This window comes from Streptomyces sp. A 4/2 (genome assembly GCF_940670765.1).
GTDB lineage: Bacteria > Actinomycetota > Actinomycetes > Streptomycetales > Streptomycetaceae > Streptomyces.
This window is the reverse complement of the sequence record NZ_CALNVW010000019.1, coordinates 44068-59983: the sequence shown is the minus strand read 5'-3', so window position 1 is coordinate 59983 and position 15916 is coordinate 44068. Positions and strand designations below refer to the sequence as shown.

14 protein-coding genes and 1 pseudogene are annotated in these 15916 nt (G+C 71.4%); 7 read left to right on the top strand and 8 right to left on the bottom strand.

What is annotated here, in order from left to right:
* Nucleotides 1–24: 24 nt before the first annotated feature.
* The 3 genes from NBY69_RS12840 to NBY69_RS12830 form a co-directional block, all read right to left on the bottom strand.
* Entirely contained in the window at nucleotides 25–1398 is a 1374-nt protein-coding gene (locus NBY69_RS12840) for a hypothetical protein (protein WP_250300958.1), read from the bottom strand.
* 9 nt (nucleotides 1399–1407) lie between these two features.
* Nucleotides 1408–1662: a MoaD/ThiS family protein gene (locus tag NBY69_RS12835; protein ID WP_250300957.1), complete on the bottom strand. Its 255-nt coding sequence runs from the start codon at nucleotides 1660–1662 to the stop codon at nucleotides 1408–1410.
* A gap of 101 nt (nucleotides 1663–1763) precedes the next feature.
* Complete coding sequence (locus NBY69_RS12830) at nucleotides 1764–2606, bottom strand: alpha/beta hydrolase (protein ID WP_250300956.1); 843 nt, start codon at nucleotides 2604–2606, stop codon at nucleotides 1764–1766.
* 199 nt (nucleotides 2607–2805) lie between these two features.
* Here NBY69_RS12830 and NBY69_RS12825 point away from each other — a divergent pair, with 199 nt between their 5' ends.
* The 7 genes from NBY69_RS12825 (at nucleotide 2806) to NBY69_RS12795 (ending at nucleotide 9379) form a co-directional block, all read left to right on the top strand.
* Complete coding sequence (locus tag NBY69_RS12825) at nucleotides 2806–3618, top strand: response regulator transcription factor (protein WP_250300955.1); 813 nt, start codon at nucleotides 2806–2808, stop codon at nucleotides 3616–3618.
* 36 nt (nucleotides 3619–3654) lie between these two features.
* Nucleotides 3655–4677 (top strand): LacI family DNA-binding transcriptional regulator, encoded by a 1023-nt coding sequence (locus NBY69_RS12820; RefSeq protein WP_250300954.1) that lies wholly within the window; start codon nucleotides 3655–3657, stop codon nucleotides 4675–4677.
* Nucleotides 4678–4822: 145 nt separating this feature from the next.
* Nucleotides 4823–5881: a S1C family serine protease gene (locus NBY69_RS12815; RefSeq protein ID WP_284347924.1), complete on the top strand. Its 1059-nt coding sequence runs from the start codon at nucleotides 4823–4825 to the stop codon at nucleotides 5879–5881.
* A gap of 51 nt (nucleotides 5882–5932) precedes the next feature.
* Nucleotides 5933–6163 carry a hypothetical protein gene (locus tag NBY69_RS12810; protein WP_250300953.1) on the top strand — a complete coding sequence of 77 codons (231 nt, stop codon included), beginning with the start codon at nucleotides 5933–5935 and terminating at the stop codon, nucleotides 6161–6163.
* 43 nt (nucleotides 6164–6206) lie between these two features.
* Nucleotides 6207–6938, top strand: a complete 732-nt coding sequence (locus NBY69_RS12805) for a response regulator transcription factor (RefSeq protein ID WP_250300952.1) — start codon at nucleotides 6207–6209, stop codon at nucleotides 6936–6938.
* Nucleotides 6939–6940: 2 nt separating this feature from the next.
* Entirely contained in the window at nucleotides 6941–8473 is a 1533-nt protein-coding gene (locus NBY69_RS12800; protein ID WP_250301341.1) for a HAMP domain-containing sensor histidine kinase, read from the top strand.
* 90 nt (nucleotides 8474–8563) lie between these two features.
* Nucleotides 8564–9379 carry an aminoglycoside N(3)-acetyltransferase gene (locus tag NBY69_RS12795; protein WP_250300951.1) on the top strand — a complete coding sequence of 272 codons (816 nt, stop codon included), beginning with the start codon at nucleotides 8564–8566 and terminating at the stop codon, nucleotides 9377–9379.
* Between the two features lie 54 nt (nucleotides 9380–9433).
* Here the strand turns inward: NBY69_RS12795 and NBY69_RS12790 are convergent, their stop codons facing one another.
* The 5 genes and pseudogenes from NBY69_RS12790 to NBY69_RS12770 form a co-directional block, all read right to left on the bottom strand.
* Nucleotides 9434–10705 (bottom strand): benzoate/H(+) symporter BenE family transporter, encoded by a 1272-nt coding sequence (locus NBY69_RS12790; protein WP_284347923.1) that lies wholly within the window; start codon nucleotides 10703–10705, stop codon nucleotides 9434–9436.
* A gap of 40 nt (nucleotides 10706–10745) precedes the next feature.
* A complete protein-coding gene (locus tag NBY69_RS12785; RefSeq protein ID WP_250300949.1) occupies nucleotides 10746–11801 on the bottom strand; it encodes a hypothetical protein in 1056 nt (351 codons plus the stop codon).
* A complete protein-coding gene (locus NBY69_RS12780) occupies nucleotides 11798–13114 on the bottom strand; it encodes an MFS transporter (protein WP_250300948.1) in 1317 nt (438 codons plus the stop codon). The genes NBY69_RS12785 and NBY69_RS12780 overlap by 4 nt, the downstream gene beginning before the upstream one ends.
* 179 nt (nucleotides 13115–13293) lie before the next feature.
* Nucleotides 13294–14154, bottom strand: a complete 861-nt coding sequence (locus NBY69_RS12775) for a chitosanase (RefSeq protein ID WP_374211274.1) — start codon at nucleotides 14152–14154, stop codon at nucleotides 13294–13296.
* Nucleotides 14155–14169: 15 nt separating this feature from the next.
* Nucleotides 14170–15231: pseudogene (locus NBY69_RS12770) on the bottom strand (alkaline phosphatase family protein); the annotation flags it as partial.
* Nucleotides 15232–15916: the final 685 nt, after the last annotated feature.

The window sequence follows — 15916 nt, the reverse complement described above, 5'->3', positions numbered from 1 at the left end:
CCGGGGGCGAGCCTAACCGCCGGATCAGCCGATGACCCGGCCGATCAGATAGATCGCGGGAGCCGCTGCCGAGAGCGGCAGGGCCACTCCGGCCGTCATGTGGACGAACCGGGACGGGTAGTCGTAGCTCGCGACGCGCAGCCCGATCAGCGCGCAGCCACCGGCCGCGAAGCCGAGCAGCGCACCCGGGGCGCCGCCGGACAGCCCGGTCATCGGGGCCAGCACGATGCCCACGACCGCGGCCACCACGAGCGCCGCGACGACCGGCACGGGGCCGGGCAGCGACAGCGCGCGGACGAGTACGGCGCCGGCGACGGCGATGCAGCCGACCGTGACCGCGTCCGTCGAGGCCGCCAGGATCCCGGTCGCGACGACGGTCAGGGCGGAGGAGGCGATGGTGGCCATCAGTCCGGTCATCCGCTCGTCCGCCGACGCGTGGCTGCGCAGCTGGAGCACGAGCGTGAGCAGCACCCAGACACCGAGCGTGCCGATGATCGCGGCGGGTGCGTGGTCGGCGCCCGCGACGAGCAGGGCGACGTCGGCGACGGCGCCGCCGAGGAAGGCGAGCGCGATGCCCTGACGGGCGGGCCACATCCCGTTGAGCCGGAACCAGCCGGCCGCGGTGAGTGCCTGGAGGACCAGCAGCGGTACGACGACGGCGAACCGCCCGCCGATCGCGGCAACCGCGAGCAGCACGCCGAGCCCGGCGGTCAGCGCGGCCGGCTGCATCCCGGGCGCGATGATCGGCGACCGCCCTTCGGCGCGGGCGCGCTGGGCGTCGGTGATCCGCGCGTTGCCGAGCGTGCTGGGGGCGCTGTACGCGGGCCCGTCACCGGCGACGGCCGCGGGCGCGGTTGCCACGGGCTGCGCGGTGTACGGGGCGGGCGTCGGGGCCTCGGGGGGCAGCGGGTACGACTGCGGCGGCGGGGGCGACTGGTACTGCTGGTGCTGCTGAGCTGCCTGGTGCTGCGGCTGCGGCTGCGGCTGCTGGGCGTACGGCTGCTGGGCGTACGGCTGCTGCGGGGTCGCCCGAGGGGCTTCCTGCGGGGCTTCCTGCTGCGGGGCTTCCTGCTGAGGCTGCGGGGTGGCCTGCGGTGCGTACGGCTGCTGGACGGGCTGGTACTGGGTGTCCCAGGTCTGCCCCTCCCAGGTCTGCGTGTACGGGTCGTGGGCGCTCTGGTCCTGTGCGTACGAACCCTGCGCGTACGAACCCTGCGCCGGGCCCTGCGCGTACGGATCCTGCGGCGCGTAAGGGTCCTGCGCGTAAGGATCCTGCGCATACGGGTCCTGCGCGTACGCGTCCTGGAACGCCTGCTGGGCCTGCTGGTGCGGCTGCCGGCCCGGCTGGTGCGGCTGCTGGTGCGGCTGCTGCCCGTACGGATATTGCTGGTCACTCATGAGTGGGGGTCACCCTCCTGCGAACGGCGGGAGCACCTCGACCGTGCCGCCCTCGGCAAGCCGTACCGTCTCATGGCCACGGGTCCCGACGGGATCGCCGTCGACGAGGAACGAGCATCGCCGCAGCACGTGCGCCAGTTCACCGGGGTGCCGCTCGCGTACCGCGGTGAGCGCCTCGGCGAGGGTGGCAGCCGCGTAGGGCTCTTCGGCGGTGCCTGCGGCGGCCTTGGCGGCGGCCCAGTAGCGGATGGTTCCCGCGGGCATGAGTACTCCTCAGTGGTGTGCGTCGCGCGGATCCATGATGCCGGGTGCGCGCCTCGGGGCCGACCCGGCATCAGGAGCGACCGGCCTCAGGACCTGCCCGGTCAGGGCCGGCCGGCCCCAGGACGGCCGGCGGTCATCAGCCACTCCGCGATCCGCTCCAGCAGTTCGTCCCCCGCGGCGTTCTCCGCGTGGCCCATCCCCGCCTCCACCCACAGCTCCGCGGACCCCGCCGCGGCCAGCATCCGCGGATGGTCCAGCGGGAAGTACGGGTCCCGGTCGCCGTGCACGACCAGCAGCGGTGTCGGGGCGATCAGCGGCACCGCGTCGACCGGTGACAACGGGACCGGGTCCCAGTCCTCGGGGTGGATACGGGTGTGCAGACCGACCCGGCCCACCAGCCGTCCCAGCGGCCGGGTGACCATCCAGTGCAGGCGCCGCATCGGGGCCGTGCCCCGGTAGTACCAGCGCGCGGGGGCGCTCACCGAGGCCACCGCGTCGGTACGTGCCTCCGTGCGCCCCCCGTGCAGGGAACCGTCCAGCGCCGCGTGCCGCAGCACCACCGAGCCGCCCATCGAGAAGCCGACCGTCACCACCCGCGTGTGACCGAGAACACGCGCCCACTCGACTGCGGCAACCAGATCGAGCACTTCCCTGTCACCCACCGTCGAGCGTCCGCCCGACCGTCCGTGCCCGCGGAACGAGAAGGTGATCACGGCCGCACGGTGGGCGAACACCCCGGCGGCGCGCCGTACCGCGGGGCGGTCGACCGCCCCCGTGAAGCCGTGCGCGACCACGATCGCGGTGTCCGTCGGACCGGCCGCGCAGGGCTCGTACAGGGCCTCGATCGGCACCCCGTCACGGGTACGAAGCATCACCCGCCGGTCGCCCGGAGTGACCGAAGGAACAGGCGATCTGTGGAATTGGCCTTCTGACGCGGAAGTCATGTGGGCTATTCTCGTGGAACGAGGACCTGGGCAAAGTTGCCGCCAGGTCCTTTTGTGCTTTCGGCGCGTTGTATACGAAACCGCGCTGACCTGCACAGTCAAAAGCAGTGCCCTTCCGCACGGACCGAGGAGGAACCGACGTAATGGGCGAGCGACATATGCACGACCGTAGGACGACGACCACGGCAGGTGGACCGCGATGAGTTCGCTGCTGCTCCTGACCAACGCTCTGCAACCGTCGACGGAGGTGCTCCCCGCCCTCGGACTTCTGCTGCACAGCGTGCGGGTCGCTCCCGCCGAAGGACCCGCACTCATCGACACCCCCGGCGCCGATGTGATTCTCATCGACGGGCGCCGCGACCTGCCACAGGTCCGCAGCCTCTGTCAGCTGCTGCACTCCACCGGGCCGGGCTGCCCGCTGATCCTCGTCGTCACCGAGGGCGGCCTCGCGGCCGTCACCGCCGACTGGGGCATCGACGACGTCCTGCTCGACACCGCGGGCCCCGCCGAGGTCGAGGCGCGGCTGCGGCTGGCCACCGGGCGGCAGCAGACTTCCGACGACTCCCCGACGGAGATCCGCATCGGTGACCTCTCCGTGGACGAGGCGACGTACAGCGCGAAGCTCAAGGGCCGGGTCCTCGACCTGACCTTCAAGGAGTTCGAGCTGATCAAGTACCTGGCGCAGCACCCCGGCCGGGTCTTCACCCGGGCCCAGCTGCTCCAGGAGGTCTGGGGCTACGACTACTTCGGCGGCACGCGGACGGTCGACGTCCACGTACGGCGGCTGCGCGCCAAGCTCGGCCCCGAGCACGAGTCGCTGATCGGTACCGTCCGCAACGTCGGCTACCGCTTCGTGACCCCGGAGAAGGTCGAGCGCGCGGCCGAGGAGGCCCAGGCGAAAGCGGCCGTGAAGGCCGCCGAGGAAGCCGCTGCCGGGGGCGCCGAACCCGTCCGCCGAACGGGTGACGGAGCAGCCCTCCGGGAAGGCGCCGTCCGGCCTGTAGAACGGTAGGCCAAACGGCGGGTCCATCCGCGTAGACTGCCGCGCGTGGCCAAGGTGACGCGGGACGATGTGGCACGACTGGCGGGGACGTCGACCGCGGTCGTCAGCTACGTCATCAACAACGGACCGAGGCCGGTCGCCCCGGCCACGCGCGAGCGGGTGGTCAACGCGATCCAGGAGCTGGGGTACCGGCCGGACCGGGTGGCCCAGGCCATGGCGTCGCGGCGCACCGATCTCATAGGGATGATCGTGCCGGACGCCCGTCAGCCCTTCTTCGCGGAGATGGCGCACGCCGTCGAACAGGCCGCGTCCGAGCGCGGGAAGATGGTCCTCGTCGGCAACTCCGACTACCGCGACGAGCGCGAGGTCCACTACCTGCGGGCCTTCCTCGGGATGCGGGTCTCCGGTCTGATCCTGGTCAGCCAGGGCATGTCCGAGCGGGCCGCGGCCGAGATCGAGGCGTGGGACGCCCGGGTGGTGCTGCTGCACGAGCGCCCCGAGGCCATCGACGACGTCGCGGTCGTCACGGACGACATCGGCGGTGCCCAGCTCGCCACCCGGCACCTGCTGGAGCACGGGTACGCGTACGTGGCCTGCCTCGGCGGTGTCGAGTCGACGCCCGTGGTCGGCGACCCGGTGGCCGACCACATAGAGGGCTGGCGCCGCGCCATGCAGGAGTCCGGCCGCTCGACCGAGGGGCGGCTCTTCCAGGCGCCGTACAACCGCTACGACGCGTACAAGGTCGCCCTGGAACTCCTCGCGGGCCCGGACCGGCCCCCGGCGATCTTCTGTTCCACCGACGACCAGGCGATCGGCGTACTGCGGGCCGCGCGTGAGCTGCGGATCGATGTCCCGGGCGAGCTGGCGGTGGCCGGGTTCGACGACGTCAAGGAAGCGGCGCTGACGGATCCGCCGCTGACGACGGTGTACTCGGACCGGCCGGCGATGGCGCGCTCCGCGGTGGATCTCGTCCTGGACGACTCGCTGCGGGTGGCCGGGTCGCGGCGGGAGCGGCTGAAGCAGTTCCCGTCGGCGTTGGTCGTCCGGCGTTCCTGCGGCTGCGCCTGAGCCGACCCGGCCGGTCCCGACGACCCGCCGGGACCCCCTCCCGACAGCGCACCCCGTGCGTCTTTATATCGGGCATACAGGGTTCTGTCGGGCTTCTCAGCGGGGACTCAGGAAACTCTCATGGTTGCCGTAAAGGCTCTGAGACATGACCGAGAACCCGGAGCAGTTCCCCACCCCGCAGCACGAAGATGCGTACGCGGCCCGGTCCTACCCGCCGCCGCCCGCCCACGAGCCGTACGCGGCCTGGCCCCCTCCGGCCGCCCCTGCGGATCACGTCAAGTCCAGGCGCGCGAAGCGGCCGGTCGCCCTGCTCGCCGCGGTCGCCATCATCGCCGCGGTCGTCGGCGGCGGTTCGGCAGCGGTCGCCGAGTCCCTCCTGGGCAACGGCAGCAACAACAGCGCCAACCCCGCGGGCACCGTCAGCGGCGCCACCGTCTCGCAGTCGAGCAAGGGCACGGTCTCCGGTGTCGCCCAGGCCGTCTCGCCGAGCATCGTCGAGGTCAAGGCGACCTCCACCGCGGGGGAGTCCACCGGAGCGGGCGTGATCATCACCGCTGCCGGTGAGATCGTCACCAACAACCACGTCATCTCCGGCGCCGACTCGGTCAAGGTCAACCTGAGCAACGGCAAGTCGTACACCGCGAAGGTCGTCGGCACCGACCCGGGCAAGGACCTCGCGCTCCTCAAGGTGTCCGGTGCGAGCGGCCTCAAGCCCGCCTCGCTGGGCAATTCCGCCAATGTCGCGGTGGGCGACCAGGTCGTGGCGATCGGCTCCCCCGAGGGCCTCACCGGCACGGTCACCAGCGGCATCGTCTCCGCGCTGAACCGCGACGTCACCGTCGCCAAGGAGGAGGGCCAGAGCCAGAGCCAGGACCAGGGCCAGCAGCAGTACCAGCGCGGCGGCTCCGGCGGGAACTGGCCGTTCCAGTTCGGCGGCCAGCAGTTCAACGGCGACACCGGCAGCTCCACCACCACGTACAAGGCGCTCCAGACCGACGCCTCGCTCAACCCCGGCAACTCCGGCGGCGCGCTGATCAACATGAACGGCGAGATCATCGGCATCAACTCCGCGATGTACTCCGCCAGTTCACAGAGCAGCGACAGTTCGAGTGCCGCCGGGAGCGTCGGCCTCGGCTTCGCCATCCCGATCGACACGGTCAAGGCCGACCTCGCCCACCTGCGCGCGGGCGGCACCAACAGCTAGGACCTGTCCGGCCGGCACCACCAGCACCATCAGCTATCAGGAGGAACTCTCGTGACCTCTGCCCTGCACAGCACCGCAGTCACCCTCACCGTCACCGTCAACCGAGCCAGGCACGCGCTGCTCACCTCCGTCTCCTGGGCCGACCCCGCGGACCTCGGTCTGCCCTTCGCGTTCGCCCGGTCGGAGGCCGAGCGGGCGGCGACGAGAGCACCCGAGGTGCGTACCGCAGTCCCCGCGAAGGGGCGTGCCGCACGCCGCAGCCGGTCGGCCGTGCGACGCTGAAGGCGCCCGCCACCGACCCCCGCGAACCGAGGACAGACAGCCGATGAGCCCCGCCGAAGACGGCCGCGACCAGCACCGCATCCTGATCGTCGACGACGAGCCCGCCGTACGCGAGGCTCTGCAGCGCAGCCTCGCCTTCGAGGGGTACGGGACGGAGGTCGCCGTCGACGGGCTCGACGCACTGGCCAAGGCCGTCCCGTACGCACCGGACCTCGTCGTCCTCGACATCCAGATGCCCCGCATGGACGGCCTGACCGCCGCCCGCAGGCTGCGCGCCTCGGGTTCCACGACCCCGATCCTGATGCTCACCGCCCGGGACACGGTGGGCGACCGGGTGACCGGACTCGACGCGGGCGCCGACGACTACCTGGTGAAGCCGTTCGAGCTGGACGAGCTGTTCGCCCGCATCCGCGCGCTGCTGCGGCGCAGTTCCTACGCGGCGGCTGCGGGCGACGTGCCCGACGACCAGGTGCTGGCCTTCGCCGATCTGCGGATGGACCTGTCGACGCGCGAAGTGGTGCGCGGGGGCCGCCGGGTGGAGCTGACCCGTACCGAATTCACCCTCCTGGAGATGTTCCTGGCGCACCCGCGGCAGGTGCTGACCCGGGAGCAGATCCTGAAGGCGGTGTGGGGCTTCGACTTCGAGCCGTCCTCCAACTCGCTGGACGTGTACGTGATGTACCTGCGCCGCAAGACGGAAGCGGGCGGCGAGCCGAGGCTGGTCCACACGGTGCGCGGCGTCGGATACGCGCTGCGGACCGGGAGCGCCGAGTGAGGCTGCCCCGCCCGCTGCGCTGGTTCCGCCGGCTGCCGCTGCGCTCCCGGCTGGCCCTGCTGACGGCCGCGGCCGTGGCGTTCGCGGTGGCCGTGGTCTCGGTGATCTGCTGGTTCCTGGTGGAGCAGAAGCTGTACGACGAGGTCGATTCGCAGCTCACCACCCAGCTGGTGAAGGGCGACGTCACGCTCAACGACGTGGTGGCGACCTTCCGGAACTGCTCCCCCCAGAACACCCCGGACAATCTGGCCGGGCAGCGGAACCCTTACTACCGGCAGATCGTCCAGGCCGACGGCACGACGTGCGCGCTCACCGACGCCGGAACGGTGCGGGTGAGCGGCAGCGATCTGCGGCTGGCCACGAACCCCACCGCGTCGCTGGAGGTGTACCGCGACGGCGTCAGCTCCGACGGCACCCCCGTCCGGGTCCTGACGGCCCCGCTGTACCTGCGTCCGGGCGTCCCCTTCCCGAACTTCGTCCAGACGGTCGCGTACCCCCTGAAGGACACCCGGAGCACCCTCAACGAGCTGGCCCTGCTGCTGCTCGGGGTCTCCGGCATCGGGGTCGTCGGTGCGGGGGCCGCCGGGCTCGGGATCGCGCGGGCCGGGCTCAAGCCGGTCGACGAACTCACCGAGGCCGTCGAGCACGTCGCGCGGACCGAGGACCTCACCGTCCGCATCCCGGTCGAGGGCGAGGACGAGATCGCGCGCCTCTCCCGCTCCTTCAACTCCATGACCGCCGCCCTCGGCGACTCCCGCGACCGCCAGGCGCAGCTCATCGCGGACGCCGGGCACGAACTCCGTACGCCCCTCACCTCGCTGCGCACCAACATCGAGCTCCTCGCCCGCAGCGAGCAGACCGGCCGGGCGATCCCGCCCGACGACCGCAAGGCCCTGATGACCTCCGTCAAGGCGCAAATGACCGAACTGGCCTCGCTCATCGGGGACTTGCAGGAACTCTCCCGCTCGGACTCCACCCACGCCCCGGACACGCTCGATGTCGTGGCGCTGCACGAGATCACCCGGGCCGCACTGGACCGGGCCCGGTTGCGCGGCCCCGAACTGACCATCACGGCCGAGCTGCAGCCCTGGTACGTAAGGGCCGAGCCCGCCGCGCTGGAGCGGGCCGTGGTCAATGTCCTGGACAACGCGGTGAAGTTCAGCCCGCCCGGCGGGAGCATCGAAGTGGCCCTGCACGCGGGGACGTTGACGGTACGGGACCACGGGCCCGGCATCCCGGCCGACGACCTCCCGCACGTCTTCGAGCGCTTCTGGCGCTCCCCCTCCGCCCGTTCGCTCCCCGGCTCCGGGCTGGGGCTCTCCATCGTGGCCCGTACGGTCCAGCAGTCGGGCGGCCGGATCGCCCTGGACCCGGCCGAGGGCGGCGGCACCGAGGCGAGCATCAGCATCCCGGGCGCCGCGACTCCGCCACCGCCCGCACCGCCGCAGGCACCGCCGGGGTCACCGATGGGGTCACCACCGCAGTCCCCACCGCAGTCCCCACCGCAGTCGCCACCGCAGTCGCCTTCGCGGTAACGGCCGCGCGTTGACGGCCGCTCGTTGACGGCCGCGGTGGCGCGGAAATCCGCTGGTGCGCCGGTTCCCGACCCGGCACACTCGGCGTTTATGCCGAAAGCCAGGCCGACCGGCCCCCTCTGTACCCGCGACTCGCTCGCCGCCGACCTGCGCACCGCGGGCCTGCGGCCCGGGGAGACCGTCCTCGTGCACTCCTCCCTGAGTGCCCTGGGCTGGGTGTGCGGCGGTGCCGAGACCGTCGTCCTGGCGCTGCTCGACGTGCTCGGCGAGGACGGGACCCTGGTCGTACCGGCGCACTCCGGCGGGAACTCGGACCCCGCGGAGTGGAGCAACCCGCCCGTACCCGAGGCCTGGCAGCCGCAGATCCGGGCGTCGCTGCCGGCCTACGATCCGCGCACCACGGCCACCCTCGGCGTCGGCGTGATACCGGAGGTGGTGCGGAACTGGCCGGGGGCCGTCCGCAGCGCCCACCCGCAGACCTCGTTCGCGGCCGTGGGCCCGCGCGCCACGCAGCTCACGGACGGCCACGCCCTGGACTGCCGGCTCGGTGAACACAGCCCCCTCGCCCGGCTGGAGGAGGCCGGTGCGCGGGTCCTGCTGCTGGGTGCGGGCTTCGATTCCTGTACGGCCTTCCACCTGGCCGAGTACCGGATCCCCGGTCAGCAGGTCGGCAACTCCTTCGCCGCCATGACCCCGGCGGGCCGTCGCTGGACCACCGTGCGCGACGTCCCGGTCAGCGACGACCGTTTCGACGAGCTGGGAGCCGCCTTCGAGCGGGAACGCCCGGTGGAACGCGGCACGGTGGGCGCCGCCGAGGCCCGGTTGTTCCCGCTGGCCGACGCGGTCGCGTACGCGGGGACCTGGCTGGCCGAACACCGGCCGCGGTCCGCACCCGGCGCGGCGTGAGCGACGGGCCCGGTACGAGCGCCGGGCCCGGACTCCGCCGTCACACCCCTTGCTTCAGGTCCTGACCGGCGGGTACCGGGGCATCCTGTCGGGCGTCCCGCTCCCGGGCCTGCCCCCTCCCGCCTCCGTACCGCGGTCCCGCCGCCCCGTACCCGTCTTCCGTACGACGAGCAGGGTCAGGACACCGGCGAGCAGCCCCCAGAACGTCGATCCGATGCCGAACAGGGTGATCCCGGAGGCGGTGGCCAGCAGGGTGACCACCGCGGGCTCGCGCAGGTCGGCGTCCGACAGCGCGGAGCCGAGTGCGCCGCCGATGGTGCCGAGCAGCCCGACGCCCGCGATGCCCATCACCAGTGCGGCGGGCATCGCGGTGAGGAGCCAGCCGACCGTGCCCCCGAAGACCCCGACGGCGAGGTAGAACACCCCGGCCCAGACACTCGCCAGGTAGCGCTTGGTGCGGTCGGGGTGGGCCTCCTCCCCGGTGCAGATCGCCGCGGTGATCGCCGCCAGGTTCAGCCCGAAGCAGCCGAACGGGGCCAGTACGGCGTTCACACAGCCGGTCCAGGTGAGCAACGGCGAGATGGGCGTGGCGTATCCGGCATTGCGCAGCACCGCGACACCCGGCAGGTTCTGCGAGGCCATCGTGACCACGAAGAGCGGCAGACCCACCCCGACCAGGACCTGCCAGGAGAACTCGGGACGCACGAACTCCGGGTGGGCCAAGGCGAGTTGGAAGTGGTCCAGTTTCCAGGAGCCCTGCCAGGCGGTGGCCGCGATACCGACGGCGAGGGCGGCGACGACCGCGTACCTCGGGAACCAGCGGCGGCCGGCCAGATAGGCGAGGAAGAGGGGCACGGTGATGGTGGCGTTCTTCTGCATCTCGCCGAACAGGCCGGTCCCGAACTGGATGAGGACCCCGGCCAGCAGCGCGGACGCGAGCGGCACCGGGATCCGGTTCATGACCCGCTCGAACCAGCCGGTGACCCCGCTGACCACGATCAGGACCGCCGAGAGCAGGAACGCTCCGACCGCCTCCGCCATGGACACCCCGTGCAACCCGGTGACCAGGAGCGCGGCGCCGGGCGTGGACCAGGCCGTGACCACGGGCGCCCGGTAGCGGAGCGACAGTCCGATGCAGGTGACACCCATCCCGATGCCCAACGCGAGGACCCAGGACCCGAGTTCACCGGTGGTCGCGCCCGCGGTTCTGGCGGCCGTGAAGACGATGGCGACGGAACTCGTGACGCCGATGAGTGTGGCGAGGAACCCGGCCGATACGGCGGTCACGGGTGCGAAAGATCGTAGGTGTTCTCTGATGACGGCCATGTGCAGTCGCTGTCCCCGTGGTCGTGGCGGACCGACCACGCTACCGGCCGGCGGTCAGCACCGCCGGAGAGGTCGCATCGTGGATGAGGACGTGCGGTGTTCCGGTGCCGTCGGACGGCACCGCCCATACGTCCCAGCCGCTGCCGGAGCCGCGCGCCCTGCCGTACATCACCGTGTGCCCGTCGAGCCAGGCCGCCTGGTCGTCGATGCTGTGGACCTCGGCGAGCGGGGTCTCCTCCATCGTCGCGAGGTCCAGGACGTACAGCCGCCAGGGTCGGTTGGCGCTGGCGTTGACGCGCTTCTTGAACACGATGCGGGTGCCGTCGGGCGACAGGGACGGGCATTCGGCGTTGGTCCGCAGGGTGCGCGCCGTCCACTTCCGGTAGTCGCCCTCGACCAGGTAGGTGCGGCCCCCGGTGCGTACGGTCGCGTAGAAGGTGTTGTCGTCGGCGGCGAAATTGACGCCCCAGTAGTTCACGTCCGCCGCGTGGTACGGCTTGCCTTCGAGCGTCAGCGGGATCCCCTCGACGTTGCTGACGAGCTTGCCGGTCCTGGTGTCCAGGATCGAGGTACGGGTGGAGAAGTCGTCGCGGAGGTACGAGTCGCCCTGGACGAAGGTCGTCCAGGACAGCATCGCGCCACTCGCGGAGACCCGTGCCCGGTTGGGGAAGCCCGCGGCCTTGACCTGGCGGGTCTGCCGCATGCCGCGGTCGAGGACGCCGACGTACGTCGCGGGCACCGGCCCGCCGCGCTGGAGGCAGAGGCCGGTGCCGTGCGCGGCGTACAGCCGGTCGCAGCGCGTCGGACCGTCCGTGCGGGGGCCGCCGGGACGGGTGGTGGGCACGGTCGCCGCGTGGCCGAAACCGGCGCCGTGCGCGGTGTCGCGGAACAGGATCCGGCCCGGGGCGTCCAGGGCGATGTGACCGGTCGGCCCGGCGGCGGCGTCGCCCCGCGAGTGCAGGACGTACCCGGTGACGGTGGTGGCGAGGACGAGGGCGGTCACCACCAGGACCAGCGCCTTGGTCCGCGTGCTCAGGCCGGTGTCTCCGCCGCGGCCCGTGTCGGTACTCATGCCTCGCTGCTCTTCGGTACTCATGCCTCGCTGCTTTCTTCGCGTAGCGGGAGGATCCACAGCGCCGCCAGGATCGCCGTCACCAGGGCGACCAGTGCCAGGGCGAGCGCCGTGTGCAGGCCCCAGAGGGTCCAGGCCGCGCCGAACAGTACGGAGGAGCCCAGCATGGCGACGGACTGGCCCGTCTGGATCAGGGCCATCCCGCTCGCGCGCAGCTGCACCGGCAGCATCGGCCCGACGGCCGCCATCAGCACTCCGTCGGTGGCCGCGTAGAACAGCCCGTGCAGGATCAGCGTGACGACCAGCAGCCCCGCCCCGCCGAACGGACCGAACAGCAGCAGGTAGGCGCCGAGCAGCACGACGTAGCCGCCGATGAACACCCGCAACCTGCCGAGCCGGTCGGCAAGTTGACCGAACGGGACCGCGAGCAGCAGATACGTCGCGGTGGTGCCCAGCGGCAGCAGCGGGAAGTACTCCACGGAGATGTCCAGCCGCTGCTGGAGCAGCAGGTAGACGAACGAGTCGCTCAGCGCCACCGTGCCGAGCAGGGCCGCGCCGATGCAGACCCGGCGGAACCGGGGCAGCAGCAGGAGCCGCAGCGCGGCGCGGGCGGACGCGCCGTGCGGGGTGTCCATGGGCCGGCGCCGGTCGCGGACCGTCAGGGCCAGGATCACCACCGCGAAGGCCGCGATGCAGAAGCTCGCGACGAACACGGTGTCGTACCGGTCCGGGTTCGCGAGCAGCAGCCCGAAGGCCACCAGGGGGCCGAGGAAAGCGCCGGTGGTGTCCAGCGCCCTGTGTATCCCGAAGGAACGGCCCAGGGTTTCCGGGGTGCTGCTCAGGGAGATCAGCGCGTCCCGGGGACCGGTGCGCAGGCCCTTGCCCGTACGGTCGGCGGCGATCACCGCGCCCAGTACGGGGACGGAGGAACCGGCGGCGAACAGGCCCAGCTTGCAGAGCGCGGAGAGGGCGTAGCCGCTGCCCGCGACGAGCTTCCGCCGCTGCCAGCGGTCCGCCGCGTGCCCTCCGGCGAGGCGTACGAGGGCGGTGACCCCGAAGTACATGCCGTTGAGGGCGCCGAACTGGAGGGGGCTCAGGCCGAGCGTGAAGATCACGTACATCGGCAGGACCGCGGTGATCATCTCCGAGGAGATGTCGGTGATCAGGCTGACCGAGCCGAGGGCCAGCACATTGGGTGCGACGGCGGCCCGTTTCCCGGGGGTTGCCGGGGTTTCGGTCGCTGTCTCCCCCGCCACGGCCGGTTCGGTGCCGTCGGCGGAATCAGTGGAATCGGTGGAGCCGGGCGTCGGGGTGGACCGGCTCGACGCGATGTACATGGCTGTCCTCCCTGTCGGGAACCGCAGGTGTGACGTGGGGCCAGGCATGACGTGGGGCCAGGGGTGAGCCTGCCGGTCGGCACGCCATGAGCGGTGTGTGCCGACCGGCAGGGGTCAGGGTGTTCCGTCCGGATCGGGCCGGTCGGCGAACGACCGGCCCGGCCCGGTGGATGGCACCGTCACTCCGGGATCGTGTACGGGTCCCCGTACGTCTTCCAGGACAGCGGCGGGTTCAGGCCGAGGTTGCCGTTGTCGAGGAAGACCCGCTGCTCCGTGTCGACCCGGCTGGTGTCGTCGTGCGCGGCCTCGGTGAGCATCGCGGCCTTGCGGGCGTCCAGGAAGGCGTTGAGGTACGTCGTCTCGTCGCCGCCCTGGGCCGGGGTGCGGGCGTGCTGCATGGCCGTGGCGCGGATCCCGCCGAAGCTGACCGGATCCGAACCCGGACCGTGCATCACGATCGCGTCGTAGTAGGCGAACTGGCCGAGCGCGCCCAGTCCGTCCTGCTTCGCCTGGTCCACCGAGGGGGTGAAGTAGACCCGGTCCCGCTCGTCGTTCTGGGCCTGCTGGAAGACCGGATCGGCCGCCGCGGTGTGCCAGGCGGAGACGAAGCCGGATCCCAGACCGGTGTGCGAGTCGCTGCCGTTGACCTTGCGCAGCGCGGGCAGGTAGGAGGCGAGAGGGTTGCCCGGCTCGCGCTGGGTGTACAGCTCTACGAGGTCGAGCAGGTCACCGGTGCCCGAGCAGAATCCGACGATCCCGGCCGTGTAGCCGCGGCCGTCCCCGATGTCCTCGATGTAGGTGTACTGCGCCTTCCAGTCGAGCGAGGAGTTCTCCGCGCTGGAGACCAGCTCCATCGCGATCTCCTTCTTCTTCGGGTCGGTCAGGTCACCCGTCGAAGCTGCGCCTGCCGAAGCTGCGAGCGCAGCGGCCTTCGGGCCGGCCGCAGCAGGGTGCGCGGCGCCGGTCGCGGGAGCCTTGCCGTAGACCTCGAAGTTGTAGAGCGAGTACCCGTAGGAGGTCCCCCTCTTCGTGGCGTTCATCCGCACGTACCGGCCGTGGCCGGTCACCGTCAGGTCGTCGGTTCCGCCGTTGCCGCTGGTGGTGGAGTAGACGGTCTTCCAGGTGCTGCCGTCGTCGGAGGTCTGGACGGTGTACGCCTTGCCGTACGCCGACTCCCAGTCCAGCTTGACCCGGCTGATGTCGGTGGAGGAGCCCAGATCCACCGAGATCCACTGGGCGTCGGAGCCCTCCTTGCTGCCCCAGCGGGTGGCCGGATCCCCGTCCACCGCCTTGTCCGCGCCCAGTGAACTGCTCTCCGTGGACGAGGACGTGGCCGGATGCTTCTGGGCGAGGTCGCCGCCGTCCGTCGGCGGCGTGACCCCGGTGTCCCAGATGTCGGTGATGGGCTTCGCCGACGCGGCCTTCTCCAGCGGCGGCAGGGCGTACATGTCCTCCAGCGTGCGGAGCATGGAGTAGTGGTCGTAGCGGGCCGACGACTTGGTGCCCGCCTTCACGTGGTCACCGACGATCATGGTGGCGATCTGGTTGTCGGAGTCGTCGCCGTCGTCCTCGTCCCAGGTCAGCATGAGGGCGCTGTTGTGCGTCTTGGCCCACTGGACGTAGCCGTCCAGGTGGCTCTTCAGCCAGGTGTCGCCCTGCTTGACGCTTCCGTCGTGCATGTCGTTGTCCAGGTTCGGCGTCATGAAGGACACCGTGGGCAACTTGCTGTAGTCGGAAGGGAACTTGTCGAGTCCCAGGTTGGAGCTGGCCGGGGTGTTCGCGAAGTCCACCCATCCGTTGTGCTTGCGGGCGTACCCGCTGCTGCCGTCGTCCCCGCAGTCCTTCGAGCCCGCGGACGGCAGGTCCTCGGAGTAGCCGATGAAGCTCTTCCCGCTGCCGATCAGCTGGTGGCCGAGGTTGTCCGCGTTGAAGTCGTGCGGGCAGTCGTCGTCCGCGACGCCGTGCGTGGACCCGGAGTAGAGCGCCACGTAGTTGCCCTGGCTGGGGTGCGTCGTGCCGTGGAAGTTGGAGAACGCGGCCCCTTGCTTGGCAAGGGAGTTGATGTACGGCGCGTCCTTGCTGCCGACGATGTCGTCGTAGAACTTGTTCTCCTCCATGAGCACGACGACGTGGTCGTACTGGGGGATCCCGGAGGCGGTCACCGTGAGGGGCTTCGCCACGGGCGCGGATCCGCCCCCGGCCGAGGCCGAGGCGGCCGAGCCGGCCAGCCCGAGCAGGCTCAGTGCGGCAGCGGTTCCGGCTGCCACGAGGGCGTGCCGGGTGCGTCGGGAGGGTCGATTTCCGGCCGGGATCGGACCGGCCGGGGTGCCGGACGGATCGTGGGTGCGGCGTGCGCGCATGGCGGGGTAAGGACGCGTCATACGGATCTCCTTGACGGGCGGTCGCCGTCGGTTCGGCAGACGTGAGCGGTACCTGAGTGGGGGGCCTGAGCGCCTGCGGACATCCGGATGCTCTCGGGCATACCGCAGGTGTCAGCGTTGCCTTGGTGCCACGCGGCAGCGCGGTGCCACCGTGCGCACAAGCGGCATCGGGCCGCGGGCAGCCGGGTCAGAGTCAACTGAGCGCGTCGGGTTGCGGAACCTCCGCGCCAGGCCGCTGACGGAGATTCCTACCCGTCCCCTCGACGGCCTGTCAACCGTTTCGCACGTGCGGTCGGACGGTCCCAGCTCTTGACTGAGCATCGACAGACCGCTAGAGATATGAACCGTAAGGAAACTTAACTAACAGTGGGCGAACCAGTGGGCGGATCGGGGTCGGCGATGACGGAGAACAGCCCCAACA

What these genes read in the sequence shown, in the direction of transcription:
- NBY69_RS12840 (WP_250300958.1), bottom strand. Translation starts at nt 1,398, where the DNA reads ATGAGTGACCAGCAATATCCGTACGGGCAGCAGCCGCACCAGCAGCCG.
- NBY69_RS12835 (WP_250300957.1), bottom strand. Translation starts at nt 1,662, where the DNA reads ATGCCCGCGGGAACCATCCGCTACTGGGCCGCCGCCAAGGCCGCCGCA.
- NBY69_RS12830 (WP_250300956.1), bottom strand. Translation starts at nt 2,606, where the DNA reads ATGACTTCCGCGTCAGAAGGCCAATTCCACAGATCGCCTGTTCCTTCG.
- NBY69_RS12825 (WP_250300955.1), top strand. Translation starts at nt 2,806, where the DNA reads ATGAGTTCGCTGCTGCTCCTGACCAACGCTCTGCAACCGTCGACGGAG.
- NBY69_RS12815 (WP_284347924.1), top strand. Translation starts at nt 4,823, where the DNA reads ATGACCGAGAACCCGGAGCAGTTCCCCACCCCGCAGCACGAAGATGCG.
- NBY69_RS12805 (WP_250300952.1), top strand. Translation starts at nt 6,207, where the DNA reads ATGAGCCCCGCCGAAGACGGCCGCGACCAGCACCGCATCCTGATCGTC.
- NBY69_RS12795 (WP_250300951.1), top strand. Translation starts at nt 8,564, where the DNA reads ATGCCGAAAGCCAGGCCGACCGGCCCCCTCTGTACCCGCGACTCGCTC.
- NBY69_RS12790 (WP_284347923.1), bottom strand. Translation starts at nt 10,705, where the DNA reads ATGGCCGTCATCAGAGAACACCTACGATCTTTCGCACCCGTGACCGCC.
- NBY69_RS12785 (WP_250300949.1), bottom strand. Translation starts at nt 11,801, where the DNA reads ATGAGTACCGAAGAGCAGCGAGGCATGAGTACCGACACGGGCCGCGGC.
- NBY69_RS12780 (WP_250300948.1), bottom strand. Translation starts at nt 13,114, where the DNA reads ATGTACATCGCGTCGAGCCGGTCCACCCCGACGCCCGGCTCCACCGAT.
- NBY69_RS12775 (WP_374211274.1), bottom strand. Translation starts at nt 14,154, where the DNA reads ATGAACGCCACGAAGAGGGGGACCTCCTACGGGTACTCGCTCTACAAC.